Here is a 23,692-nt window from a genome sequence, read left to right as displayed (position 1 = left end):
CACATAATCTGAAATACGATTACGAAAAGGCAACAATGCATCAGTAATCGTAAGTAAGATTATATCACAAAGACCTGGCGAAAAAAATGGAAATCGTGAGGTCTATTTGTCATGCGAAAATTTATTTTGGAAGGAAGGGGTACCCCTTCCTTCCAAAATAAAATCTATATTAACCAAATTATTTAATAAAAAACACTTGACTAGAGGTAAGAAAGAGGTTGTCCGAAAAATGGTTTTTCAACCCAATCATGAAAAAAGTAAGACCAAAGAATGCTGTTATATCAACATTCTTTGGTCTTTTATTTGGAAACATGTGACACTAAAATAGGCTTTTCAAACAGCCCCTACTGCATTATTCCGCCGGAATGACAGAACCATGGTATTTTGAATTGATAAATTCTTTAATTTTATCCGATTTGAGAACTTCCACAAGCGCTTTGATCTTTTCAGAATCCTGATCTTCACTGCGAACAGCGATAATGTTTACATAAGGATTGTCTTTTGGCGATTCAAGTGCAATCGCATCTTTAGAAGGATCAAGGCCCGCATCTAATGCGAAGTTTCCATTAATTAATACGGCATCTCCTTCATTGTTTTCATATGCTTTTGTCAACATTGGGGCTTCAATATCTGTTTTGAATTTCAAATTCTTTGGATTTTCGGCAATGTCTTCTACTGTCGCAGCCGTTTTATCAACACCTTCTTTTAATTTGATTAATCCTTTTTCTTCAAGCATTGATAACATGCGGCCATGATCGGCAACGGAGTTGCTCATAATGATGGTTGCTCCGTTGGGAAGTTCTTCTAACGATTTGTATTTTTTTGAGTAAACGCCTATCGGTTCAATGTGAATGCCGCCGGCGTTGGCAAAGTCATATCCATGCTCTTTTTTCTGACCTTCAAAATACGGAATGTGTTGGAAATAGTTTGCATCGATATCTTTTTCCGCAAGCGCTTTGTTTGGCAGGACGTAATCTGTAAATTCTTCAATTTCCAGTTCATAACCTTTTTCTTTAAGCAGCGGTTTTGCCTCTTCTAAAATTTCTGTATGCGGCACAGGGGAAGCCCCGACTTTAATGACTTTGTCTTCCCCGCTTCCAGAGCCTCCGCCTTGATCACTTGCACCGCATGCAGCCGAAAAAATCATAGCCGCACCTAATAACGAAGATAAAAGCAATTTTTTCATCAACATTTCCTCCTTATCGTTTATCAATGGATTTTGTTATCATATCTCCAATAAATTGGATGAGAAACACAATGATCAAAATCAGAATGGTGGCAACCAATGTGACATCGTTATGATTTCGTTGAAAGCCTTCTAAATAGGCAAGATTTCCAAGCCCTCCGGCGCCTATCGCACCAGCCATTGCCGTGTAGCCGACCAACGCGATTGCGGTTACGGTTATTCCCGATACTAAGGCTGGGAGCGATTCCGGTATCAGCACTTTAAAAATAATGGTGCTTGTTGTCGCTCCCATTGATTTTGCCGCTTCTATCACGCCTTTGTCCACTTCCCGCAAAGCGATTTCTACCATTCTTGCATAAAATGGCGCGGCTCCGATAATAAGAGCCGGCAAAGCGGCATTTGCCCCCAATATCGTTCCAACCACCGCTTTTGTAAAAGGCAATAGCAGGATGATCAAAATAATAAACGGAATAGAACGGAAAATATTTACAACGGCAGCTACAATCGAATGGATGACATTATTTTGCCACAGATTCCCTTTTGACGTTAAAAAGAGCAGCAAACCTAAAATGATGCCGAGGAAAAATGTAGCTGCTACAGAAACTCCCGTCATATAAACCGTTTCGTACGCTGCATCCAAAACTTTGTCCCATTTCACATTAGGCAAAAAAGTCTCAGCCATTCGCAATCACCTCCAATTCTATTTGCTGATTGCGAATATATTCAATGGCTTCTTTAATTTTTTCTTCTTTGCCGTCGATATGAATAAGCAGCGAACCGTAAGATCCGTTTTGCGTTTGCGATATTTTTCCTTGCAAAATATTTACATCAACGTCAAACTGTCTGATCAGCTTGGAAATGACAGGTTGTTCCGCACGGTCGCCAATAAACGTCAGTTTAACAACCTTTCCTTTTTTATACTTATCAAGAAGGTGTTCCACCGTTTCTTTTGTTTCCTCGGGTTCTGTCACTTGTTTTACAAATCGTTTGGTAATGTCGGCCTGCGGATTCCGGAAAACGGTTAAAACATCCCCCTGCTCAACAATTTTTCCGTTTTCCATCACGGCAACCCGGTGGCAAATTTTGCGGATGACATGCATTTCATGTGTGATCAGCACGATTGTCAACCCCATCCGCTTGTTGATGTCTACAAGCAAATCGAGAATCGAATCAGTCGTCTGCGGATCTAATGCTGATGTCGCCTCATCACATAAAAGCACTTTTGGGTTATTGGCCAGAGCCCTCGCAATGCCGACCCGCTGTTTTTGGCCACCGCTTAATTGCGATGGATACGCATCTTCTTTCCCTTCGAGACCAACTAGTTTTATTAGTTCATCCACCCGCTTTAGCCGCTCGCTTTTGGCAACGCCGGCAATTTCAAGAGGAAAGGCGATATTTTCGCGGACGGTTCTTGACCAAAGCAGGTTGAAATGCTGAAAAATCATGCTGATTTCCTTGCGTGCGGTTCTAAGTTCTTTTCCTTTGATACAGTCAATTCTTTTTCCCGCCACATTAACAGATCCCCCTGTCGGCTTTTCAAGGCCGTTCAGCAAACGGATTAGCGTGCTCTTTCCCGCTCCGCTGTAACCGATTATTCCAAAAATTTCTCCGCTTTGAATCTCAAGGTCCACCTGATCCACAGCTTTGACTTGATTTCGATTGGATTGGTAAATTTTCGTAACAGCCTTAAGTGAAATCATCTTCTCACCTTCTTTCTTACAACATAGGAGGTGTCCCCGTTAAACGATTAAAAAGCCTTCCTGCAAGAGCAGAAAGGCGGAAAATATTGCAAATCCTTCAAACCTTTCCATCTTTCAAAGCAATGATGCTTTGCGTGATTTGGCACCATTTCAGCAATATCCTGACGGTTGCCGGGCTTCATAGGGCACGTCCCTCCGCCGCTCTTGATAGAAATTATCTAATATTTAACTTTTTACGTTAACAAACTACTTGGCTAGGATTTTACCACCTGCCTACCTTCATGTCAATGGAAAAGTCCAATTAATTAAAGAAAAACAATTTAGAATATTTATGAATGATCAGCTGCTAATGATAAAATCGCTTCCAATCTTAAAATATCCCGAAACGTCCCTTCTACTTTAATCGCCTTCAATTCCATCAGTTGCTGAAGCTTTAATTGTCCCGTTAATAGATCCTTCATTTGTCCATCGTTTCCTGTCATTTTCAGATGAACTGTTTCAGGCGCAGTTTCCATACACTTCAGCCCCTCTATATCCAGTTGAAAATAACACTTGGAATGTTTAGATTCGCATGCAATAATGAGAGGTATGGAAGGAAAAAGCGGCTTGATCAAATGATGCTCATTCACTCTTTTTAATAGAGACTCAAACAATGTTGGACCCCTCCAGCAAGTTACGGTTTATAAACAACTACTTCTTTCTCTTTTCCCGTCTTCCTGCTGGCAGTTGTCGACAATTTCACAACATATGTGACATTTCCCAAGAAATAATGTTCTTAAGAAGGAACGTATTTTTTCAATAGCTGATAAAGATAGTCAACGGAATGAAAAGCATATATTTTTTTAATGATTTTCCCGTTTTCAAAAATCAATAGACAGGGGACACTTTCAATTTCCCATTCTTTAGCGTATTCAGGGATATAATTTAAATTTTTCATTAAAATGGAAATAGAGGGCATTATCGTTTCAATAACCGACAACATTTTGGATGCTAATTGGCACGTGCCGCAAAACGGCGTGTATAAATATAAAACTGTCCTTTTTTGTTGATGAATCTTTCCCAATTGTTCCGATGTCAATTCATTCATTTCAACATTTCACACACCCTTACGATAAATATTTTACATGGACATCAATGTTGGCACTCAATAGAATTGAGGCTATGTGCTTCTCAGGCGCCGATGCCACTTCTCTGTACATTTTGTCGATGTATAAATGGCTGGCCTCCGGGAGCTCCCGTTTAAATTGTTTTCTTAGTCTTTCCCCTGCTTTGTCCGCATCAACTAAAATATAAACTTCCTTGTAAAACAAGCTTTCCACCAATTCGTCAAGCTTGGAAATACTTAACGTTCCATTCGTGCAAATGACTTCCACAGGCTCATTTACGATCTTTTCAATTTTCAGCTTATCTGATTTTCCTTCTACAATGATCACCTTTTCGGCCTCTGTACTTGCCATTGGCATCACCTTTTTGATTTTGGGGTCATTTCGCAAAGCATTTTTTGTTGATAGCAAATATCTTCTCTTTTCCTTTTTATTCCTAATTTTAAAAAAGCAAAATCCCCCTCTCGCTTAGAGAAGGGGATTGAGCCTCAGTCTTCTTTTACCATTTCTTCATATTCTTCAGCAGTCATCAGTTTTTCGACATCGCTTATATCATTAGGCTCCACAATAATCATCCAAGCTTTTTCATAAGGCGACTCATTTACATATTCAGGATTATCATCCAGTTCTTCGTTCACTTCCACTACTTTTCCGCTGATTGGTGCATAAAGTTCAGATACAGTTTTAACGGACTCGACGCTTCCAAACGGCTCGTCAGCAGTTATCTCATCACCAACTTCTGGAAGTTCAACGAAAACAATATCACCTAATTCAGATTGAGCGAAGTCAGTAATGCCGATTTTCACTTTATCCCCTTCTACCTTCACCCATTCATGTTCTTCAGAATAACGCAATTCTTTTGGTGTGTTCAATGTTTTTCCCTCCATGCCAAAATATTAATTTAAAGATTTCTATGATAAATAGAAAATCTTTTTTTCATGAATTTCTCCACGTTTTTTCAAATTCCTCTTCTTTAAATCCAACTGTAACCTTTTCTCCATCTGTCACGATCGGACGTTTTATCAGCATGCCGTCAGACGAAAGCAACTCATAAATGTCCTCTTCTGACATGGCTTTTACTTTCTCTTTTAAACCTAATTGCCGATATTTTTGTCCGCTTGTGTTAAAAAATTTTTTCAACTCTAAACCGCTTTTTTCATGCAATTTCTTTAATTCATCTTTTGAAGGAGGATTTTTTGCAATATGTATCTCTTGAAAATCAATGTTGTGCTCTTCCAGCCACTTTTTTGCTTTGCGGCAGGTTCCGCATTTCGGATACCAATACATCTTCAAAGCCAAGCTGATTCACCTCCTCCATACAACACCAATCATATTTTATCATATCCAACAGGACAAGACTAATAACTTGACCATTATTTTTAAGACCAGACTCTTTCATGAGTCTGGCCCCATTGAATTTCATTTTATACAATATATTTTCCTTCTTCAATTAATTTTGCCGCAATTTGCCGTTTTTTTTGTATAGCATTGATCGGCACGTATCTTGAAAGTTTCTTTAACGCCGATAACATTATCCGCAGGCTGTCGCCTTCTTCCACAGCGGCAATCGTTTCCTTTGCAGCCGTTTCCAATTGTTGAAACGCTTGTTGGGCAAATACTTGAGTGTAAAGAAGTTTTTGCTTGTTTTTTTCGACTCCTGTTTTCGAAATAGCTTTTTCAGTCCGCAAAACAGCCGATTCCATTGCATAAACATTGCTCACTGCATCGGCAATATTTGCAAGAATCTCCTGCTCACGCTGCAAAGATTCGCCAAATTTTTGAGCGGCGATTCCAGCCATTAAAAGCGTTATTTTTTTCGCTTGGCGAAGAAGATATTTTTCTTGCTCTAAAGGATCAGCGCCTGCTTCTTCCGGCATCATCATCAGTTCCTCTTTCAGAGTTTGCGCCTTTTGAAATAAAGGCAGTTCCCCTTTCATTGCTTTTTTCAAATACATTCCCGGAACTAATAAACGATTAATTTCATTCGTCCCTTCAAAAATACGATTAATTCTGGAATCTCGATAGGCCCTTTCCACCTCGTACTCAGCCATATAACCATATCCGCCGTGGATTTGCACTCCCTCATCCGCAATATAGTCGAGCGTTTCCGATCCGAAAACCTTATTCAATGAACATTCAATAGCATACTCGGCAATGGAGGCCGCCATCGCATTCCCATCTTTTTTTTCTTCAGATGTCAAATAGCGCATCCGATCATCAAATAACCCGACCGTTCGGTAGACGGAGCTTTCCATAGCATACAGCTTTTGTGCCATATTTGCCAATTTTTCTTGTATGAGCGGGAAACTGGCAATCGGCTGCCCAAACTGCTTCCGTTCAATCGCATATTTTGCCGATAATTCGATAATTCGTTTGCAAGCCCCGATTGCTCCGACCGCCAATTTGTAACGGCCGATGTTTAAAATATTGAAGGCAATTTTGTGTCCCTTTCCGATTTCTCCTAAAACATTTTCTTTCGGAACCGGGACATGATCCAAAATCAGCGTTCGTGTTGAGGAGCTTTTGATCCCCATTTTCTTTTCTTCCGGTCCTGTTGAAACACCCGGAAAACCTCTTTCAACAATAAATGCCGTAAAATGTTCGCCGTCCACTTTTGCATAAACGATAAACACATCCGCAAAAGCAGAATTTGTGATCCATTGTTTTTCCCCGTTTAGAATGTAGTGGGTTCCTTCATCATTCAGTCTGGCCGTTGTTTTTGCCCCCAACGCATCAGAACCCGAGCTTGGTTCAGTAAGTGCATAAGCAGCGATTTTCTCCCCTGATGCTAGTTCTGGTAAATATTTCTTTTTATGCTCCTCGTTTCCAAACAATACAATGGGAAGCGTTCCGATGCCGACATGAGCCCCAAAAGAAATGGAAAATCCGCCGGCTCTGGAAAATTTTTCGCCAATAAGGGCTGAGCTTACTTTATCAAGACCCAAACCGCCGTATTCTTCCGGTATATCCGCTGCCAACAGTCCAAGTTCTCCTGCTTGTTTTAAAAGTTTGACAGAAAGGTCAAATTCGTGATGTTCCAAACGGTCGATATGCGGGACAACCTCATTGATGACAAAATTTTCAGCAGTTTTTTCAATCAATTTATGTTCTTCCGTGCAGTCCTCCAGCGTAAACACCCGATCAAATGGGATATCATCAATTAAAAAGCTGCCGCCCTTCAAATAGCCATCCGTTTTGTTGACCATTGAAAAAATTCCCCCTTGATATTTTTAAATGAGCTCAAAAATTCCAGCAGCTCCCATGCCTCCGCCAATGCACATTGTCACCAATCCGAATTGAATGTTCCTCCGTCTCATTTCATGAAGCAACGTTAACGTCAATTTCGTTCCTGTACATCCCAGCGGATGTCCGAGGGCAATCGCACCTCCGTTTACATTCACCTTTTCCTCATCCAAACCTAGTTCACGAATCACTTGTATGCATTGAGAGGCAAATGCCTCGTTTAATTCAATCAAACCAATGTCGGCTAATTCAAGCCCCGCCAATTTCAATGCTTTTGGAACGGCGGCAACCGGTCCGATACCCATCACTTCGGGAGGCACTCCGCCGACAGCAAAGGAACGGAATTTTGCCAGCGGTTGCAACTGGAATGATTCTGCCTTTTTTCTTTCCATCACCATAACAGCTGCAGCGCCATCACTCATTTGCGAAGAATTGCCGGCCGTTACCGTGCCGTTTACGGCAAATGCCGGTTTTAACGCCGCAAGCACTTCTTTTGTCGTATTTGGCCTAATTCCTTCATCCTGAGAAAAATGAATATTCCTTTGTTGACACTTATTGTCCGCACCAACCGAGCGAACGGTTACCTCAACAGGCACGATTTCTTCATGAAATTTCCCCGCTTGAATTGCTTTCGCTGCCTTTCGGTGGCTGCTTACAGCAAATTCGTCTTGCTCTTCTCTCGTTACCTTGTATTTCTTTGCAACTTGTTCGGCCGTATGCCCCATGCTCATGTAATATTCAGGAGCTTCTTCCGCCAACCTTGCATTCGGACGCACGACATTTCCCGACATTGGCACGAGGCTCATGGATTCGGTTCCGCCGGCTATAATGACATCCGCAGCCCCTAGCATGATCCTCTCGGCAGCATAAGCGATTGATTGCAAGCCCGAAGAGCAAAAACGGTTAATTGTGATTGCCGGCACTGTGTGGGAAAGTCCAGCAAGAGCAACGATGTTTCTCGCGATGTTTAACCCTTGTTCAGCTTCGGGCATGGCGCAGCCAAAAATGACATCATCTATTTCTCCTTCATAGTTGCCAGCCCTTTTTAGCGTTTCTTTGACCACTAGAGCTCCCAAATCGTCCGGCCGGACGTTGGACAAAGTTCCTTTTTTCGCTTTTCCGACCGGTGTCCTCGCTCCAGCAACAATCACAGCTTCCCTCATTTCCATTCTCCTTTCCCCGCCTGCAAGCCATTTAGCTTTAGGCGTCTTGATTCAATGGCATTTCGAATGAACATTGCGATTGATCATCAGTTGCGGAGAGGTTTTCCTTTTAGCAGCATATGCTGCATTCTCGCCTGTGATTTTGGTTCGCCCACTAAACTTAAAAATGCTTCCCTTTCCAAATCTAATAAATATTGTTCATCTACTTCCGATCCAAACGGAATTTTCCCGCCTGCAAGCACAAAAGCAAGTTTTTTCGCAATTTTTAAATCATGTTCTGAAGCATATCCCGATAAATACAAATTTCGCGCCCCCAATAGCAACGCAGCGTATCCAGTTTCTCCCACCACTTTCACCTTCTTACGGACGGGAGGTGTGTAGCCTTTTTCATACAAAGCCAATACTTTGTGTTTTGCATCGTATATAAGATGATCATGATTTACGCTGATATTGTCTGTTGCTTGAAGAAATCCGATTTTCCGCGCTTCATCTGCTGAAGTGGATACTTTTGCCATTGCAATCGTTTCAAATACTTTATTGGCTATTTTTTGCAAATCGACATCAACACCGTCCGGGAGACTTTCCAGATGATGAATGTAAAGTTCTTTATTGCCTCCGCCTCCCGGAATCAACCCTACTCCGACTTCCACAAGTCCGATATATGTTTCCATCGCCGCTTGTATGCCTGCAGCCGGCAAGCAAACCTCCGCTCCGCCTCCCAGCGTCATATTAAACGGTGCTGCGACAACCGGTTTCGGGCTGTATTTTATTTTCATCATCGCCTGCTGAAACTTTCTTACCATCAGTTCGATTTCCATGTAATTCTCATCCTGCGCTTCCATCAGCATATACGCAAGGTTGGCGCCAACACAAAAATGTCTCCCTTCATTGCCGATGACAAGCCCTTTATAATTTTTGTCAACCTCATCAATGGCATGATCTATCATTTGGACAATATCAAAACCGATGGCATTGTTTTTCGAGTGAAATTCCAACAGCGCCACATCATCGCCAATGTCGATCAAGCTTGCACCGCTGTTTTTCTTGATTACCTTTTTTTCTCCCTCTTTTAAAGAAGCCAAATGAATAATTTTTCGATTTTTCTTGATCGGCTTGTATTCCCCTTGATGATAATAAAATACCGTTCCATTTTCGTGTTTATAAAATGATTCATTTCCATTTGACAACATTTCTTTCATCAAATCAGGGACACCGTCTCCGTTTTGCTCAAGCTTTTCGACTGATTGTTTAATGCCGATTGCATCCCACATTTCAAAAGGGCCGAGCTGCCATCCAAACCCCCATTTCATTGCTTGATCAATGTCAACGATGGTCTCGGCAATTTTTCCAAGCTGTTCAGCAGAATAAATAAGCGTTGGCAGAATCGTGTTCCAAAGCAGGTCCCCTGCACGATCTTCGGCAAACAAGAGCAATTTTAACTTTGCGGTAGTGCCTTTTGCCTGCTTCGCCCTTTCAACAGAGGGGGCTTTTAACTTTTTTCTTTGCTCATATTCCATCGTGTTCAAATTCAATTCAAGAATTTCTTTGCTTGTTTTTTTATAAAAACCTTGGCCGCTCTTTGCGCCAAGCCAGCTGTTTTGCTGCATTTTCATCAAACAGTCCGGTACCTTAAAAATGTCTTTTTCGGGGCCTTCCACTTTTTCATGTACATTGTTGGCAACATGAATAAACGTATCAATTCCAACCACATCTAAAGTACGAAACGTTGCGCTTTTAGGCCTTCCGATCAACGTACCTGTTACAGAATCAACTTCCCCTACAGAATACCCTCCTTTTAACATTTCCCGGACAGTAACAAGCAGCCCGTATGTGCCGATCCGATTGGCGATAAAATTCGGTGTATCTTTTGCTTCAACGACCCCTTTTCCAAGGATGTCTTCGGCAAATTGTTTCATCCAAACAGTGACATGATCATCGGTTTCTTTTGCGGGAATGATTTCCAACAATTTTAAATAGCGGGGAGGATTAAAAAAGTGTGTTCCTAAAAAATGTTTCCGAAAATCTTCTGAACGTCCTTCGGCCATTGCCTCGACGGAAATTCCGGAAGTATTTGTGCTGACGATTGAGCCTTGTTTTCGATATTGGTCAACTTTTTCCAATAAACTTTTTTTCACCTCTAACTTTTCAACAACGGCTTCAATGATCCAATCCGCCTCCGGCAATCTTTTGAAGTCGTCTTCAAAGTTTCCGATCTCAATCCGGGCGATATTTTCCTTTGCAGTCAAAGGTGCAGGTTTTTGGGTCAACAGCCTTTGCAAAGCTTTATCGCCAAAGCGATTTCTCACCCTTTTGTTCTGAAATGTCAAACCCATTTGCTTTTCTTCATCCGTCAGGCTCGATGGTATCATGTCAAGAAGCAACACTGGGATTCCAATGTTTGCCATAAACGCTGCAATTTGCGACCCCATGACACCCGATCCGAGAACTGCCACCTTCCTTATTTGCCGCACTATCACTAATCCCCTTTCACCATTTGAATGAATACTCATTCATTTAATTACAAAAAAATTACTACTAAAAGTATAAAATATTTAGAAAATTTATTCAATGACCTTAACCATTTTTTCGGAATATCCCTCCATTTCCGGGGAAATCTAAACCTGTACGATGAAATAGAGGAGGATTTCCATGAATCAAATGAATCAACCGCAAAATGTTCAACAAAATCAGCCATTGATGAATGAACCGCCGCAAATAATATCAACAAAAGACCATCTGTATTTAACGGATATGTTGTCATGGAATTTAACTGCTATGAAAAAAGCCCGTTTCTATGCGCAGCAATGTCAAATTCCTGAAGTGCAAGCTGCTCTAGATCAAGCAGGGCAAATGCACCATCGCCACTATCAACAAATTTTAAAACATTTAAACGCCAATGCACAACAAATGCAATAAGGGAGGAACATCATGCAAAACCAACAGCTAAACAACATGAAAATCAGCAATCCGGAAACCACGGTGCAAAAAACTCCGCAAATGAATGATCGTGATTTTCTCAACGATTTTTTGGCGACTGAAAAATATTTCGCCCACAGCTACAGCACCGCATTGAACGAACTGAGCCATCACGTTCTGTTTGCAGACATCCAAATGATTTTTGATGAAACGCAAAAATGCCAACGAGCGCTTTATGAATTAATGTTTAAAAACGGATGGTATTCAATAGAAGCTTGCGAAAATCAAAAATTGCAGCAAAGCTATCAACAATTTGCCAATTACCTGCAGCAACAATCCCCTTACTATTCCGTTCAGTAAAAAAAGCTGATCCTGATGTTTGCTGCTGGATCAGCTTATTTTGATTTTCCTCTATGCTGCTCATTTAATTGTTTGATTTCATAGACAATGGCCTTCATTTGTTCTTTTGCTTCCGGAAAACGCTCATTCCAATGCTTAGCCAGCGGGGGCATCGATTTGGAAATATAGGTGTACAGCGCCCACATCTTGACCTTTTCTTTTCTTTCAGGCGTCGATTCACCAAGCAACAATTCCGTATATTTTTCAACCAGCGCATCAAACTGATCCAAAAAATTTTTTTCCATAAAACATCTCTCCTGTTTTTTTAAATTAGAACTGACCGTCCTTTGGACATGTGCTGCATCGTCTGCTCTCTTTATTTGTTAAGTAAAAAAGACAGCAAGTTTTTCGTTTTCTTATATATTGGTTATCCTGCTTGCAGTACGTTTTCGGTCCATAAAATTTGGCCAACGGATTTTTCGGATATTCGCCGAACAATCTCCCGTCTGCTTGCAAAACACAGTAAACGAAATCTTCCTTCATTTTTTCGTGAATGTTTTCATGTTTTGATTCCGCTAATAATGTTTCATACATCCAAAATATATAAACCGCTATGTTTTCCCAAAGAGTGGCTTTTGATATTTTGGCTTCTTTTGAAATGATTTGAATAAGCTTGCTGATGTTGTTTTGAAAGAGCGATGTTAATATGAGATCCCTCCACGTTTTTCGGTCTTCAGGAGCTTTTTTTATTTCTTGCGATTTAAAATAAAATCTCGGCTGCCAAAACGGATCATTATCATCTATTTCAAGGGAAATATTATAAATATTAGCATTCAGCGCCTTGTCAAATACCGTCATCGCATAAAGCACAAGTGCTGCTAAAAAGGCGTACCGTTTGATAAACAAAGAGCCTGCTGCATGCAGCGGTCCATTCAGCTTCTCCTGAACCATAAAAAGAAAACGCTGCAATGTTTCTGCCTCCAGCAGTTCTTCCATTTCAACGGACAGATCTGAACGATGTTTCGAAAAGGCAAAACGGTATTTTGAAAGTTCTTCTATTTCCTTATTTTCCAGTTTATCCATTTTCCACTCCCACTTTCCTAGTATATCGTCCTTTTCCAAACCGGCGTCCCGAAAAGCGGATCTTTTATCAACTTGCAATCCCGTTGGAATACATCTTTCACCAGTTTGCTATTTCCTTGTGTATAAATTTTTTATCTTTTAAAGAAATAACCACATCGGGGTTCCGATTATTGCGGTCATGACTCCGACAGGAACTTCTTCAGGCATTGCAGCAAATCGCGCAATATTATCTGCCGCCACCAACAAAATCTTCCCGAAAACTGCGCAAAACGACAAGATCCAGCGATAATCGCGACATGCCACATATTAGAAAATTGGGTGCAACGTCTTCTACGAAGGCTATATGACCCGTAATTGCAACCGCACTTCCTGCAAATAATATGACGGCGCAAAAAGCGAAAAATTTGACAGCGCTTTTTTTCAAACCTAAGCTTTGGCCACTTCTTCCCCCATCATCAACACGTTTATTTTGGAAGCAAGAAAGTCGCAAAGGAAAAGTCCACGTAAATATACGGAAACTTAACTAACACAGATTTCGATTTTCCTCCCTTGAACAAATCCTGCCAGCCAATACAAAACTTGATCCAAAGCGGCTTCATTTAAAACTAAAAAACCTTGAAGTGCGGCGATTGCCGCACCTGCCAGCGTCAGTTTAAGCAGCGTCAACCCTTCTCTTCCCAAAAGAACCGATGAATAAACCGAAATGGCCGAAAACCAAGTAAACGCATGCAAGCCGGCGACGCAAAATAGGAAAAAAACTGCTCCCGCATTTATACCAAAGACGCTGGGAAAGGCCGGCGGATTTTTCGTAATCTCCTGCATGAAGACTCCAACAAGCGCCGACCACACTGGCAATTACTGCTCTTGGAAACCGCACGTTTTGATTTATTGCTTCCGTTAAAATGAAAAAAAGCATTCCAAGCCGTTTCCCAGTTCGTATCTGTGTTACGGTAAACAATGCCGGCACACATGCTTTTCAAGAATATCAATACGGACAAATAAAGAAGATTGTTTTTGGACATTTGATAAATCCAAATCCAGTCTCTCCCTGCCGTCAGACTTCATAAATCCTTCTACCATTATATCAAAAGTATGATGATTATGAAAATCATTTTCAATTAATTTCTCTGACTTCTATTATTATGTAATTGATAATGATTTTCAACTTTTTTTGAGAGGGATGAAAAACAAATCAAAATTCTTCCTTGGCTTATTGGCCTCCCAACAAGAAAAATTATTTACTAACGCAAATGCATTAGGAGAGCTTGCGGTTGAAGTGAGAAAAGAAATAATTCCTGAAATGGACATATCATCTTTTCCTTCGACTATGCGCCTCAAGGGAATAAAGACAAGCGATCCTCTTTGGAAAAGTGAGAATGCAGCCAAAAACGGTTGAAGAGGCTATTTGGAACACAGCCGGCGGTGTGTTAACAGCCAATCAAACGCTTGACGACCTTCAAAAAACACTGGCACAATAAAATACACGCCAAAGAGGGCAGTTTGCGATTTAACTCCCTCACTACTATAAATGGAGCTGGCCTAGGGAAATGGAAATCTTCCTCTCAAGCCAGCTCTTTTTTGTCGCAGGATGTTCAGCCTGTTAATACGTCTTCGCTCGGATAGCGGATTTTCTGTTGTTCTTTTGTAGCTAAAGTAAACAGCAGCGTCAACGGGCCGACTTTTCCTAAAAACATCATAAAAATAATAACCATCTTTCCTAAAACGGTTAATGAACCAGTAATCCCCGTTGACAAACCGGTTGTTCCAAAGGCTGAAACAACCTCAAATAAAATGTTTAAAAATGGTTGGCGTTCGGTAAGATTTAATAAAAAAACGGCTGTTATGATGAAGACGATGCTGGACATCGATATCGCTAAAGCTTTAATGACAGTTTCGATGCCAATCGAGCGTTTCAACACATTCATTTCTGTTCTTCCCCTTAAAAAGGCAATAACAGAAAGAATAATGACGATCGCTGTTGATAATTTAATTCCCCCGCCCGTTGAGGCGCTGCCTGCACCGATAAACATGAGAAGAACAATTAAAAACAATGAGGGCTCCTCCATTGCTCCAATATCAATTGAATTAAAGCCGGCTGTACGTGGACTTACCGCCTGAAAATAAGAAGCCAATATTTTTTCTCCCCATGTCAAGCTGGCTAACGTTTTCGTGTTATCAAATTCAATCAAAAAAATGAAAACCATCGCAGCAGCATTAACTGCAATTGTTCCAATAATCATTAATTTTGTGTGCAGAGAAAATTTTTTAAACTTCTTTTTCTTCCATATATCAACTAATACAGGAAAACCGATGCCCCCTAAAATAAATAATGACGAGATGACCAAAATGACAACCGGATCGCCGACAAATTGCATCAAATTGTCCTTCCACAATGCAAAACCTGCATTGTTAAAAGCTGAAATCGAATGGAAAAAGCTGTAAAACAAGCCTTTTCCCCAGCCAAACTGAGGCACCCATTTGAACGATAAAATCACCATGGCGATCCCCTCAATCAGAAACGAAAAAATAAACAAATATTTTACAAGCCTTATTACTCCACCAAGGGATGTTTGATTAAGGGCATGCTGAATTAGAACGCGCTCTTTCATTCCGATTTTTTTGCCAAGCACCATAATAATGAGCACGGCAAACGACATGATGCCCAATCCGCCGATTTGAATGAGAAAAGCAATGATGAACTGGCCAAATGTTGTAAAAGTGGTACCGGGGTCAACCGTTGCAAGTCCTGTCACGGTCATGGCGCTCGTCGCGATAAATAATGCATCAATCCAGCTGATTGGTCTCGTCGTTGCAATCGGCAATTTTAATAAAATGGTGCCAAGAATAATGGCAAACAAAAAAATCAATACTAGCAATTGAGAAGGATTCAAATGTATCCACTTTCCGCTTTTATCATGGTTCATTCCCGATTCACCCTTTTCCTGACAAACGCAATGCTCCTTGAAATTCCAAAAAAGCCGGAAAAAACCGGCTTTTTATTCCTGAACCGTTAAAGTGTCTTTCAAATGTTCATGGAGACCTTCATCGTTTGTGATATGAACTTGTATTTGGAATGTTCCGGGCTCGGAAAATTGATGTTTCGCTTGATAAACCCCGCTGCTCTCTTCTGCTGCATCAACCCAATCATGTTTTTCCGAACCGTCTTTCCAAATCTCAAAACGGACGTTTGCTTTCGATAGAGGGGTGTTCTCTTTTTGAATCTTCACTTTCAGAACAGCCTCCTCGTTCACTTTTATTTTTTTCGACTTATCGAGTTGAACGCTGACGGATGAGTGGGAATGATGTCCGTGTTCATGTTCTTCCTTGACATTTTCGGAAGATTCGGCACCTTCCGATTGGCCGACAACAATTTGTTTTTTCGGCATATTATGCTGATCTTTCGCGGTCACATGGGATTGAACGAAGAAAACGCCATCTTGATCAAAAGTGTATTCAATGGTGTATTGGCCGTCTTTGGAGTGCTTTGCTTCAATCATTTTGCTTTCATCTTTGGTTCCATCTTTCCAGATTTCAAACATCACTTCATCTGCGTCCTTGACCGCTTTTCCGCCATAGGTCACTTCAGCGGTGAGCGCCACCTTTTCATGGACATTGGCCTTTTCGGGAACTTGCAAATCGACTTTCAACGGATAAACCTCTTGTTTTTCTTCACCTTGTCCATTGTTTGAATCCGCTTGGCCGCATGCCACAAGAACGAAGACCATCATTAGAAAAATAATGATTTTTTTCAAAACCAATGCTCCTTTCTATATATCATATAAAAAAGCCGGAAGAAGACAAAATGAAGCGCCTCTTCATCCATCCTTTACAAAAAAGGATAAATTTAAAACAAACCGGTTTCAACTTCTTAGTGGGTAAAATTGTGAATGTTTCATGAATTCTTCATCATAAACAAGCCGATGCCAGTTAAGAGCATCGGCCGACTTAACCTATCGTTTCCTTCAGGAGAATCCTTACTTGTTTGCTTTTCTTGCCCAATAGTTGGCAAGAAGCGATCCAGATAAATTGTGCCAAACGCTGAAAATAGCGCTTGGAACCGCAGCAAGCGGCGAGAAATGGGCAGCAGCAAGAGCAGCGCCCAAACCGGAATTTTGCATCCCCACTTCAATCGAAATCGCTTTTTGATCCGCATAGTCCAGTTTTAGCACCTTTGCTACGAAGAAGCCTAACGCTAGACCTAAACCGTTATGCAAAATGACAACGATAAAAATCAGCAAGCCAGAATGGAGCAATTGATCTTTGCTTGAAGAAATGACCGCTGCAACGATCGCCACAATCGCAATCACCGATACAAGCGGGAACACCTTAATGATGCTTTTTTCAACTCCTGTTTTAAAAATCAATTTGACAATTATTCCTAATACGATCGGAATCAAAACAATTTTCACAATTGACATAAACAAGCTGCCTGCTGAAACAGGTAACCATTTGCTTGCCAGCAAAAGGGTCAAAGCAGGCGTCAAAAATGGTGCGAGCAATGTCGTGCACGATGTGATGGCAACAGACAGAGCAGTATTCCCTTTTGCCAAATAGGTCATGACATTAGAGGCGGTACCCCCCGGACAGCAGCCGACTAAAATAACACCTGCCGCCACCTCTTTTGGCAAATTCAGAACAGTTGCCAACAGAAAAGCTAACGAAGGCATAATGACAAACTGCGCCGCTACACCGATCAGCACCTTAACAGGATGTTTGAAAACTTCTGCAAAGTCGTTTAAGGAAAGAGTCATTCCCATTCCAAACATTACGATGCCTAATAAGATCGAAATATAATTCCCAATCCAAGTAAAGCCTTCAGGAAAAAGAAATCCTAAGAGGGCAAAAAGAATGACCCAAACCGAAAAAGAATCCCCCGAAAATTTGCTGATTTTTTCTAATGCGTTCATATTTCACCTCTTCATTTTTATTGATTAGGAATAAAGATGATTATACTACGGATGTCGAAAAATTCAATATTATATGAACGCCTTTTTATCTATTACACCATGTTTTCGGGTTTGACAATACGGTCAAACTCTTCAGCCGATAACAGGTTCAACTTTACAGCCGCATCTTTTAAGGTCAATCCTTGTTCATAGGCAAGCTTGGCAATTTTCGCCGCATTTTCATAGCCGATATGCGGATTTAATGCCGTGACAAGCATTAAAGATTCATTTACATACTTTTTCATCACTTCTTTATTTGCTTTTATGTCGGCGGCGCAGCGGTCATGAAATGAGAGTATAGCATCAGATAAAAGACGCACCGATTGCAAAAAGTTATAAACGATAACAGGTTTAAATACATTCAACTCAAAATTGCCCTGGCTTGCCGCAAAGCCTATCGCCGCATCATTTCCCATCACTTGAACGGCCACCATTGTCACTGCTTCACTTTGCGTCGGATTGACTTTGCCAGGCATAATGGAACTTCCCGGCTCGTTGGCTGGGATCGTTATTTCGCCGATCCCGCATCTCGGGCCGCTTGCCAGCCATCTCACGTCATTGGCGATTTTCATAAGATCCGCTGCCAAAGCTTTTAATGCTCCGTGCACATGCACGATTTCATCATGGCTTGTGAGCGCGTGAAATTTGTTTTCGGAAGAGCGGAATGGTTCATTTGCCATTTTGCTCACTTCATCCGCCACCAGTTTGCCAAACTTCGGGTCCGTATTGATTCCTGTTCCGACGGCCGTCCCGCCGATCGCCAAATTTCTCATGTTTTCCGCCGCATCCACAATCATCTTTCTGCTTTTTTTGAGCATATGCACCCAGCCGCTTATTTCCTGGCCAAATGTTAACGGTGTCGCATCTTGCAAATGCGTTCGACCGATTTTGACAAGATCCCGATACTCTTCTGATTTTCGTTCAAGCGTTTCTGTCAGCTTGTCAATGGCAGGCAGCAGTCTGTTGTTAATTTCTAAAACACCGGCAATGTGCATTGCCGTCGGAAATGTATCGTTGGAGCTTTGGCCCATATTCACATCATCATTTGGATGAATCGTTTCTTTCAAGCCTTTCATCCGCAATATTTCATTCCCTTTAAAGGCAATGACTTCATTGACGTTCATGTTCGTCTGTGTGCCGCTGCCCGTCTGCCAGACAACAAGCGGAAAATGGTCATCAAGCTTCCCTGAAGCGATTTCATCACATACAAGTTCAATCGCTTCTTTTTTCGCTTTTGACAGCTTTCCTAACCGCTCATTCACGATCGCCGCACCTTTTTTTAAAAGGGCAAAGGCGTGAATTAATTGAATCGGCATTTTTTCCTCGCCAATTTTAAAATTGTTCCGGCTTCGCTCCGTCTGAGCCCCCCAGAACCGATTTTTCGGCACTTTTACTTCACCCATCGTATCCCGTTCCACACGATATTCCATTTTCAAATTCCTTCCTCCTTTAACGAACTTCATGTTCCGCTTCCAGCGTTTTGTTGTGAAAGGTGTTCCTCTTTCTGATAGGAATTTTCCTCTCTTTCTAGTTTAAACATGTTCAGGGGAACATTTTCGAAAAACTTGATATTTGATTGAAAACCCCAGAAAGCTGGAAACTTATTTTGGAAAATAAAAAAAGCGGCTTAAAAGCCACTTGGCGATGCCGATTAGCGGATTTTGAAATGTGCATTTAATTGGCCTTGAATCATTTTTTTCTTTTCGTCAAACGTTTTTGCTTTTTCACGTTTCAGCATTTCTTTTCTTATCTCAAAAGTTTGAACACCGTCTTCAATTTTATCTGCAATCTCCATCAATGTTTCAATATCAGAAAAGGAATACTTTCTTGTTCCTTGTTTCGTTCTTTCCGGAAAAATTAATTTTCGTTCTTCATAATATCGTATTTTTCTCGGCGACAGCCCCGTCAATTCACTGACAATTCCAATCGTGATCACTTTCTTATCTTTATATGAATCCGACATATCTATACCTCCTTTTATAACATTATGTGTTATATTTATTCACACAAAAGGTCTTTTCTCATATTATACAACTAATTTCAAAAAAAATTAATTTATCTTGTTAGATTTTCTGACACAATTATATACAAAGCAAAACTTTTTACATTGATGAACTTAAATTCTTTCCCAATTTGACAAGAACGGTTACAATTAGTATTCTTTGTAGAGATTATATTTGTTGTTGGAGGAAAGGGTTATGCTGCAAACGAAACAAACAAATCTCGAATCATTTTTAACCCAATATAAAGACCGAGCGCGCCTGCTTATTACTTGCAATGACCAGCCCGGTATAGTGGCAAAGATCTCAAAAGTTCTTTTCGATCAGGGCGCCAATATCGTTCAGTCGGATCAGTACTCGACAGATCCGTCAGGTGGAACTTTTTTTATGCGGATTGAATTTGAATTGCTGAAAATGGAGAAAAAAAGAAAACAATTGGAAGAAGATCTGCAAAAAGCAGCAAACGAATTGGAGATCAAATGGCAAATATCGTATATGAACCAATTAAAACGGATGGCCATTTTCGTCTCAAAGCAAGACCATTGTCTTCTTGATCTTCTTTGGCGTTACAAATCAGGCGATTTCTTCTGTGAAATCCCTTTGGTCATCAGCAACCATCCCGATTTGCGTGAACCAGTGGAATCACTTGGAATTCCGTATTATTACATACCAGTCAATAAAGACAATAAGCCGGAAGCGGAAAATCAACAGCTTGAACTGTTGAAGAAATATAATATTGATTTCGTTGTTCTTGCTCGTTATATGCAAATTTTATCACCGGAATTCATTCGCCATTACCGCCATCGCATTATCAACATTCACCATTCTTTTTTGCCGGCATTTGTCGGTGCAAGACCGTATGAGCGGGCATATGAGCGCGGTGTTAAAATTATCGGCGCCACCTCCCACTATGTGACGGAAGATCTGGATGAAGGCCCGATTATTGAGCAAGGAGTAAAAGAAGTCAATCACCGCTATAATGTAGAAGATTTAAAACGGGTGGGCAGAACGATCGAACGCGACGTGCTTGCCCGAGCTGTACAGCTGCATTTAGAAGACCGCATCATTGTTCACGGAAACAAAACGATTGTCTTTTAAAGAGAGCTGGGCTGGAAAGATTATGTCCGGCTCTTTTCGTGCGCAGCATTCAAAATAAAAAACCAAACAGCTGCATGAATTGACACCCCGTTTCATCGGGCAATTGATTGAACTCCGCTATGACGAACACGGTGTATATGTGTACGAAGACGGCCAACGGGTAGCCGAAGCCGTCTTCTTTCATCTACAGAACAATGCCTATGTAAAACGCCACCGGTCACCGTTTACGGCGGCTCCAGCGAAGGAGGGAGAAAGCTATGTATAAAACGTTTTATTCTCTTTCCCGGAACGGTTTTCGGAAGACACAAATCCGATAGAGGCTTATCAAGGAATGAACTGCCCTTGTGCGGAAGAAACCAGTCCCCTATCCATTCCCAATCCATTTCAGTGATACCCTATCTATCTTACATTACACAAAATTCTTGATGGTACCACAAATTCAATACGAAAAGAATTAGGTTTAACTTCATTCATAATATGTTATAAATGTGGTGATAAAAATGACAAGAAATAAGAATCGAAAAAGGATATATCATAATTGTCCCTATTATTCTAATATTGGTCGTCGGGTTTATCTATTTTTTCGGAGAGTACATTCCAAATAAAATTTTTTCCACTATTGATCATTACTTTTCTGATGAAATTTCCTTTCAAGAAGAATCATCACCAAATCAAAAGAATCGAGTCGAAATTGTACAATTAGGAGAAGGACTTTTTCATCAGATGAAATTAAGTTTTATTTTAAAAAGGATGGAGAAGTCGTAAAAGAACAAATAATCGAAACAGCGTATGAATCCCAACTTTCCAGAGTAAACAAGACTTTACATTCAATTGGAAAGATGATAATCAACTTCAAATCAATATAGAATTTTCCTATTACACCAACATTATTGATTTTAATTTTGAAACGAATGAGATGGAATTGAATACAGCTTACGAATAAAAAAATCTCCAAATAATAATGAGTTGGGAGACTTATTATTAATAGATTCTTCACTTACCAAATCTAAAATCTTATCGGAAAATGCTCTAGCGATTGTTTCCCCATCTTCTTCATAGTATGGAACTTCCACACCCATTTATTCTCCTCTGAGAGCTTCCTTTGCAACTGCGACAATAATTTCATTATTTTCAGGATTCATAAAAATGGCTCCTATAAGGAAACCAATACCGATAGATATTTAAAGAAGAGTACTTCTTTGGTAATCCGATTTGTTTAAACATTTCAACAATGTCTGAAATTAAAGGGATTAAAACAATGTCATAAACAGTAATTTCTATTTTGCTTTTCCTTTATATATTGATTTATTTATTTGAATAGTTTAAAGTATCGGAAAAGCAATGAAAATGTTGCTATACACATAAAATTTTAGGTGTATAGCAGAAATTTTCTGAAAACGAAGAGGGTATAAAATTGGAAACGATCAAAAGAAACAATATTGCTATAATTGTTCTTAGTAGTAGTATTTTTCTTCTGCTTCTATTAGTGTTTTTAAATATAAAAGGCATTTACGTACAAATAGGAACTCCTCCTAGCGGAATCAGCCAGAAGGCTTTAACGATTTTTTTAATTATTGTAATTATAATTTCATCAGTTTATTTGTTAAAAGATAAAGGAATAAAAGGAATCATTATTGGAATAGGGACATTTTTCATTTTCATGAATATTTTACCTGATGTATTGACAGGCGTAGAATATACGAGTTTTTCTTCTCCAGATAATGAAGAAAAATTTGTTGTGATTGAAAGAGGTATTGGCCAACTTTACAAAGTATCTAATTCAGGATTATATATGATCTTTTTAACAGACATCAGAACCGACGATGGATACAAACCATTTTCGGATGGTGCATATAAATTAGAATGGGTTTCATCTGAAAAATTAATTATCCATTATGCTTTTGACTACATGGATAAAAATATTTTTGACGACTATAGAGAAATATCCATACCATTAAAATGAAGGTTTAATTGAAATTAAAAGGGGCATTTAATTTTCCTGAAAAATCTATATTTGTAAAGATATTCTCCGTTCACTTTTTGAACTAGAACATCTTTAAAAGATCTGGATTATTATTCCATTTACTCTTCTTTATAATGCAACCCTCAAAAAAATCCGTTTACTAGAAGTTAATACATACGTGGCTTGAGCTTGAATCACCTGAAAAACGATTTTCAAAAAACAAACAAAATCATTGAAATGTTTTCTAATGTACCTTTACTCAATAGACTGAATTCAATGGCAAATCAAGTTTGATCTATCTTCCCCCTTTGTAAATCATGAATTTTTTACCGCTTGAACCGTCTTTAAAGGTTCCTTATGTACATTTTTATAAATAATGTTGGAAACAGCGTGTGTATCGAACACACGCCTAATTCTTTTATATTCATTTTCGTAAAATAAAATAAAGCATAAAATTTCCAAACGGAAATTTTATGCTTTATGTCACACTACATTTTGATTTAACAAATGGAGACGGTGGGAGTCGAACCCACGTCCAGAGATATCGCCACTTAAGCATCTACGAGCGTATCCGGCATATTTCGCATTCGCTGTTCCATAGCCTGCCGGCAGGCATCCGGACAGCTAGTCTGATTCGTCTCTTCCTTCATCCTCAGACGGCAGAATCAGGCGTAGCCCACTGAAGTTGAACCCCTTTGCTTCCACATGGGCGATGAAAGCAAGGAGCCTTTAGCATTAAGCAGCTAAAGCGTAGTTGTTTTGTTTGCCAGTTATATTTAGGCGACGTTGATGACGGAGACGATCCCTCCGGCTCGCAGCTTAAGCTCGATCTATCCCTGTCGAATCCGAAACGTCCCCGTTTAGGAAGCAGTCGAGCATAAGCTTGAACAAAACGTATCAACTGGCAGTAAAGGACATTTCTTATTATAAACAAATACGATTGCATTTTCAA

At 40.2% G+C, this 23,692-nt stretch carries 27 protein-coding genes, 1 other RNA gene, 1 pseudogene and 1 riboswitch; of the genes and pseudogenes, 6 read left to right on the top strand and 23 right to left on the bottom strand.

What is annotated here, in order from left to right; genetic code table 11:
* Positions 1–352 precede the first annotated feature (352 nt).
* The 11 genes from AC0KTX_RS09470 to AC0KTX_RS09420 all read right to left on the bottom strand — a co-directional run bounded on the left by AC0KTX_RS09470 (position 353) and on the right by AC0KTX_RS09420 (position 10,869).
* The gene (locus AC0KTX_RS09470; RefSeq protein WP_474251957.1) at positions 353–1,186 is read right to left on the bottom strand and encodes a MetQ/NlpA family ABC transporter substrate-binding protein; all 834 of its coding nucleotides are present in this window, start codon (positions 1,184–1,186) and stop codon (positions 353–355) included.
* Between the two features lie 13 nt (positions 1,187–1,199).
* Positions 1,200–1,868 carry a methionine ABC transporter permease gene (locus AC0KTX_RS09465; RefSeq protein ID WP_474251956.1) on the bottom strand — a complete coding sequence of 223 codons (669 nt, stop codon included), beginning with the start codon at positions 1,866–1,868 and terminating at the stop codon, positions 1,200–1,202.
* Positions 1,861–2,886: a methionine ABC transporter ATP-binding protein gene (locus AC0KTX_RS09460; protein ID WP_474251955.1), complete on the bottom strand. Its 1,026-nt coding sequence runs from the start codon at positions 2,884–2,886 to the stop codon at positions 1,861–1,863. Before AC0KTX_RS09460 ends, AC0KTX_RS09465 begins: the two co-directional genes overlap by 8 nt.
* A gap of 104 nt (positions 2,887–2,990) precedes the next feature.
* Positions 2,991–3,100: riboswitch (SAM riboswitch) on the bottom strand.
* Positions 3,101–3,215: 115 nt separating this feature from the next.
* Positions 3,216–3,515: an SCP2 sterol-binding domain-containing protein gene (locus AC0KTX_RS09455; protein WP_474251964.1), complete on the bottom strand. Its 300-nt coding sequence runs from the start codon at positions 3,513–3,515 to the stop codon at positions 3,216–3,218.
* 146 nt (positions 3,516–3,661) lie between these two features.
* The gene (locus AC0KTX_RS09450) at positions 3,662–3,973 is read right to left on the bottom strand and encodes a thioredoxin family protein (RefSeq protein WP_474251954.1); all 312 of its coding nucleotides are present in this window, start codon (positions 3,971–3,973) and stop codon (positions 3,662–3,664) included.
* Positions 3,974–3,992: 19 nt separating this feature from the next.
* Complete coding sequence (locus tag AC0KTX_RS09445) at positions 3,993–4,343, bottom strand: toprim domain-containing protein (RefSeq protein WP_474251953.1); 351 nt, start codon at positions 4,341–4,343, stop codon at positions 3,993–3,995.
* Between the two features lie 134 nt (positions 4,344–4,477).
* Complete coding sequence (gcvH, locus tag AC0KTX_RS09440) at positions 4,478–4,861, bottom strand: glycine cleavage system protein GcvH (RefSeq protein WP_474251952.1); 384 nt, start codon at positions 4,859–4,861, stop codon at positions 4,478–4,480.
* A gap of 64 nt (positions 4,862–4,925) precedes the next feature.
* Entirely contained in the window at positions 4,926–5,288 is a 363-nt protein-coding gene (locus AC0KTX_RS09435) for an arsenate reductase family protein (protein WP_474251951.1), read from the bottom strand.
* A gap of 125 nt (positions 5,289–5,413) precedes the next feature.
* On the bottom strand, positions 5,414–7,195 hold the full coding sequence (locus AC0KTX_RS09430; RefSeq protein WP_474251950.1) for an acyl-CoA dehydrogenase family protein: 1,782 nt from the start codon (positions 7,193–7,195) through the stop codon (positions 5,414–5,416).
* Between the two features lie 24 nt (positions 7,196–7,219).
* Positions 7,220–8,395: an acetyl-CoA C-acetyltransferase gene (locus AC0KTX_RS09425; RefSeq protein ID WP_474251949.1), complete on the bottom strand. Its 1,176-nt coding sequence runs from the start codon at positions 8,393–8,395 to the stop codon at positions 7,220–7,222.
* Between the two features lie 86 nt (positions 8,396–8,481).
* Complete coding sequence (locus AC0KTX_RS09420) at positions 8,482–10,869, bottom strand: 3-hydroxyacyl-CoA dehydrogenase/enoyl-CoA hydratase family protein (RefSeq protein ID WP_474251963.1); 2,388 nt, start codon at positions 10,867–10,869, stop codon at positions 8,482–8,484.
* Positions 10,870–11,053: 184 nt separating this feature from the next.
* Here AC0KTX_RS09420 and AC0KTX_RS09415 point away from each other — a divergent pair, with 184 nt between their 5' ends.
* Together AC0KTX_RS09415 and AC0KTX_RS09410 are read left to right on the top strand one after the other, a co-directional pair.
* Positions 11,054–11,311 carry a hypothetical protein gene (locus tag AC0KTX_RS09415; RefSeq protein WP_474251962.1) on the top strand — a complete coding sequence of 86 codons (258 nt, stop codon included), beginning with the start codon at positions 11,054–11,056 and terminating at the stop codon, positions 11,309–11,311.
* 12 nt (positions 11,312–11,323) lie between these two features.
* Positions 11,324–11,671 (top strand): spore coat protein, encoded by a 348-nt coding sequence (locus AC0KTX_RS09410; protein ID WP_474251948.1) that lies wholly within the window; start codon positions 11,324–11,326, stop codon positions 11,669–11,671.
* Between the two features lie 35 nt (positions 11,672–11,706).
* On the opposite strand, the gene AC0KTX_RS09405 is transcribed toward AC0KTX_RS09410, so the two are convergent.
* The 5 genes from AC0KTX_RS09405 to AC0KTX_RS09385 all read right to left on the bottom strand — a co-directional run bounded on the left by AC0KTX_RS09405 (position 11,707) and on the right by AC0KTX_RS09385 (position 13,582).
* Positions 11,707–11,955 carry a YusU family protein gene (locus AC0KTX_RS09405; protein ID WP_474251947.1) on the bottom strand — a complete coding sequence of 83 codons (249 nt, stop codon included), beginning with the start codon at positions 11,953–11,955 and terminating at the stop codon, positions 11,707–11,709.
* A gap of 25 nt (positions 11,956–11,980) precedes the next feature.
* Positions 11,981–12,733 (bottom strand): IucA/IucC family C-terminal-domain containing protein, encoded by a 753-nt coding sequence (locus AC0KTX_RS09400; protein ID WP_474251946.1) that lies wholly within the window; start codon positions 12,731–12,733, stop codon positions 11,981–11,983.
* A gap of 138 nt (positions 12,734–12,871) precedes the next feature.
* The gene (locus AC0KTX_RS09395) at positions 12,872–12,973 is read right to left on the bottom strand and encodes a hypothetical protein (RefSeq protein WP_474251945.1); all 102 of its coding nucleotides are present in this window, start codon (positions 12,971–12,973) and stop codon (positions 12,872–12,874) included.
* On the bottom strand, positions 12,960–13,157 hold the full coding sequence (locus AC0KTX_RS09390) for a hypothetical protein (RefSeq protein WP_474251961.1): 198 nt from the start codon (positions 13,155–13,157) through the stop codon (positions 12,960–12,962). The genes AC0KTX_RS09395 and AC0KTX_RS09390 overlap by 14 nt, the downstream gene beginning before the upstream one ends.
* A 95-nt stretch (positions 13,158–13,252) precedes the next feature.
* Positions 13,253–13,582: an iron chelate uptake ABC transporter family permease subunit gene (locus tag AC0KTX_RS09385; protein WP_474251960.1), complete on the bottom strand. Its 330-nt coding sequence runs from the start codon at positions 13,580–13,582 to the stop codon at positions 13,253–13,255.
* Between the two features lie 331 nt (positions 13,583–13,913).
* Between AC0KTX_RS09385 and AC0KTX_RS09380 the strand changes: the two genes are divergently transcribed.
* Positions 13,914–14,129 carry a hypothetical protein gene (locus tag AC0KTX_RS09380; protein ID WP_474251944.1) on the top strand — a complete coding sequence of 72 codons (216 nt, stop codon included), beginning with the start codon at positions 13,914–13,916 and terminating at the stop codon, positions 14,127–14,129.
* A gap of 196 nt (positions 14,130–14,325) precedes the next feature.
* Here AC0KTX_RS09380 and AC0KTX_RS09375 read toward each other — a convergent pair whose 3' ends face one another.
* The 5 genes from AC0KTX_RS09375 to AC0KTX_RS09355 form a co-directional block, all read right to left on the bottom strand.
* Positions 14,326–15,657, bottom strand: coding sequence for a TrkH family potassium uptake protein (locus tag AC0KTX_RS09375; protein ID WP_474251943.1), 1,332 nt, complete (start codon positions 15,655–15,657; stop codon positions 14,326–14,328).
* Positions 15,658–15,729: 72 nt separating this feature from the next.
* Positions 15,730–16,485, bottom strand: coding sequence for a FixH family protein (locus AC0KTX_RS09370; RefSeq protein ID WP_474251942.1), 756 nt, complete (start codon positions 16,483–16,485; stop codon positions 15,730–15,732).
* Positions 16,486–16,707: 222 nt separating this feature from the next.
* Entirely contained in the window at positions 16,708–17,640 is a 933-nt protein-coding gene (locus tag AC0KTX_RS09365) for a bile acid:sodium symporter family protein (protein ID WP_474251941.1), read from the bottom strand.
* A gap of 92 nt (positions 17,641–17,732) precedes the next feature.
* Positions 17,733–19,109 carry a class II fumarate hydratase gene (gene fumC, locus AC0KTX_RS09360; RefSeq protein ID WP_474251959.1) on the bottom strand — a complete coding sequence of 459 codons (1,377 nt, stop codon included), beginning with the start codon at positions 19,107–19,109 and terminating at the stop codon, positions 17,733–17,735.
* Between the two features lie 221 nt (positions 19,110–19,330).
* On the bottom strand, positions 19,331–19,642 hold the full coding sequence (locus AC0KTX_RS09355) for a MerR family transcriptional regulator (RefSeq protein ID WP_474251940.1): 312 nt from the start codon (positions 19,640–19,642) through the stop codon (positions 19,331–19,333).
* Positions 19,643–19,877: 235 nt separating this feature from the next.
* On the opposite strand from AC0KTX_RS09355, the gene purU reads away from it, so the two are divergent.
* Both purU and AC0KTX_RS09345 read left to right on the top strand, forming a co-directional pair.
* Positions 19,878–20,777 (top strand): formyltetrahydrofolate deformylase, encoded by a 900-nt coding sequence (gene purU, locus AC0KTX_RS09350; protein ID WP_474251939.1) that lies wholly within the window; start codon positions 19,878–19,880, stop codon positions 20,775–20,777.
* Positions 20,778–20,841: 64 nt separating this feature from the next.
* Positions 20,842–21,042 (top strand): annotated as a pseudogene (locus AC0KTX_RS09345) (hypothetical protein); the annotation flags it as partial.
* A gap of 631 nt (positions 21,043–21,673) precedes the next feature.
* Here the strand turns inward: AC0KTX_RS09345 and AC0KTX_RS09340 are convergent.
* Entirely contained in the window at positions 21,674–21,856 is a 183-nt protein-coding gene (locus AC0KTX_RS09340) for a hypothetical protein (protein ID WP_474251938.1), read from the bottom strand.
* 335 nt (positions 21,857–22,191) lie between these two features.
* Here AC0KTX_RS09340 and AC0KTX_RS09335 point away from each other — a divergent pair, with 335 nt between their 5' ends.
* Positions 22,192–22,740, top strand: a complete 549-nt coding sequence (locus AC0KTX_RS09335) for a hypothetical protein (RefSeq protein ID WP_474251937.1) — start codon at positions 22,192–22,194, stop codon at positions 22,738–22,740.
* Between the two features lie 505 nt (positions 22,741–23,245).
* Here the strand turns inward: AC0KTX_RS09335 and ssrA are convergent.
* Positions 23,246–23,598, bottom strand: a transfer-messenger RNA (tmRNA) gene (gene ssrA / locus AC0KTX_RS09330).
* Positions 23,599–23,692: the final 94 nt, after the last annotated feature.

This window comes from Aeribacillus sp. JST-2 (genome assembly GCF_056032925.1).
Note: the sequence above shows the minus strand (reverse complement) of the source record. Positions and strands in the feature narration are given on the sequence as shown.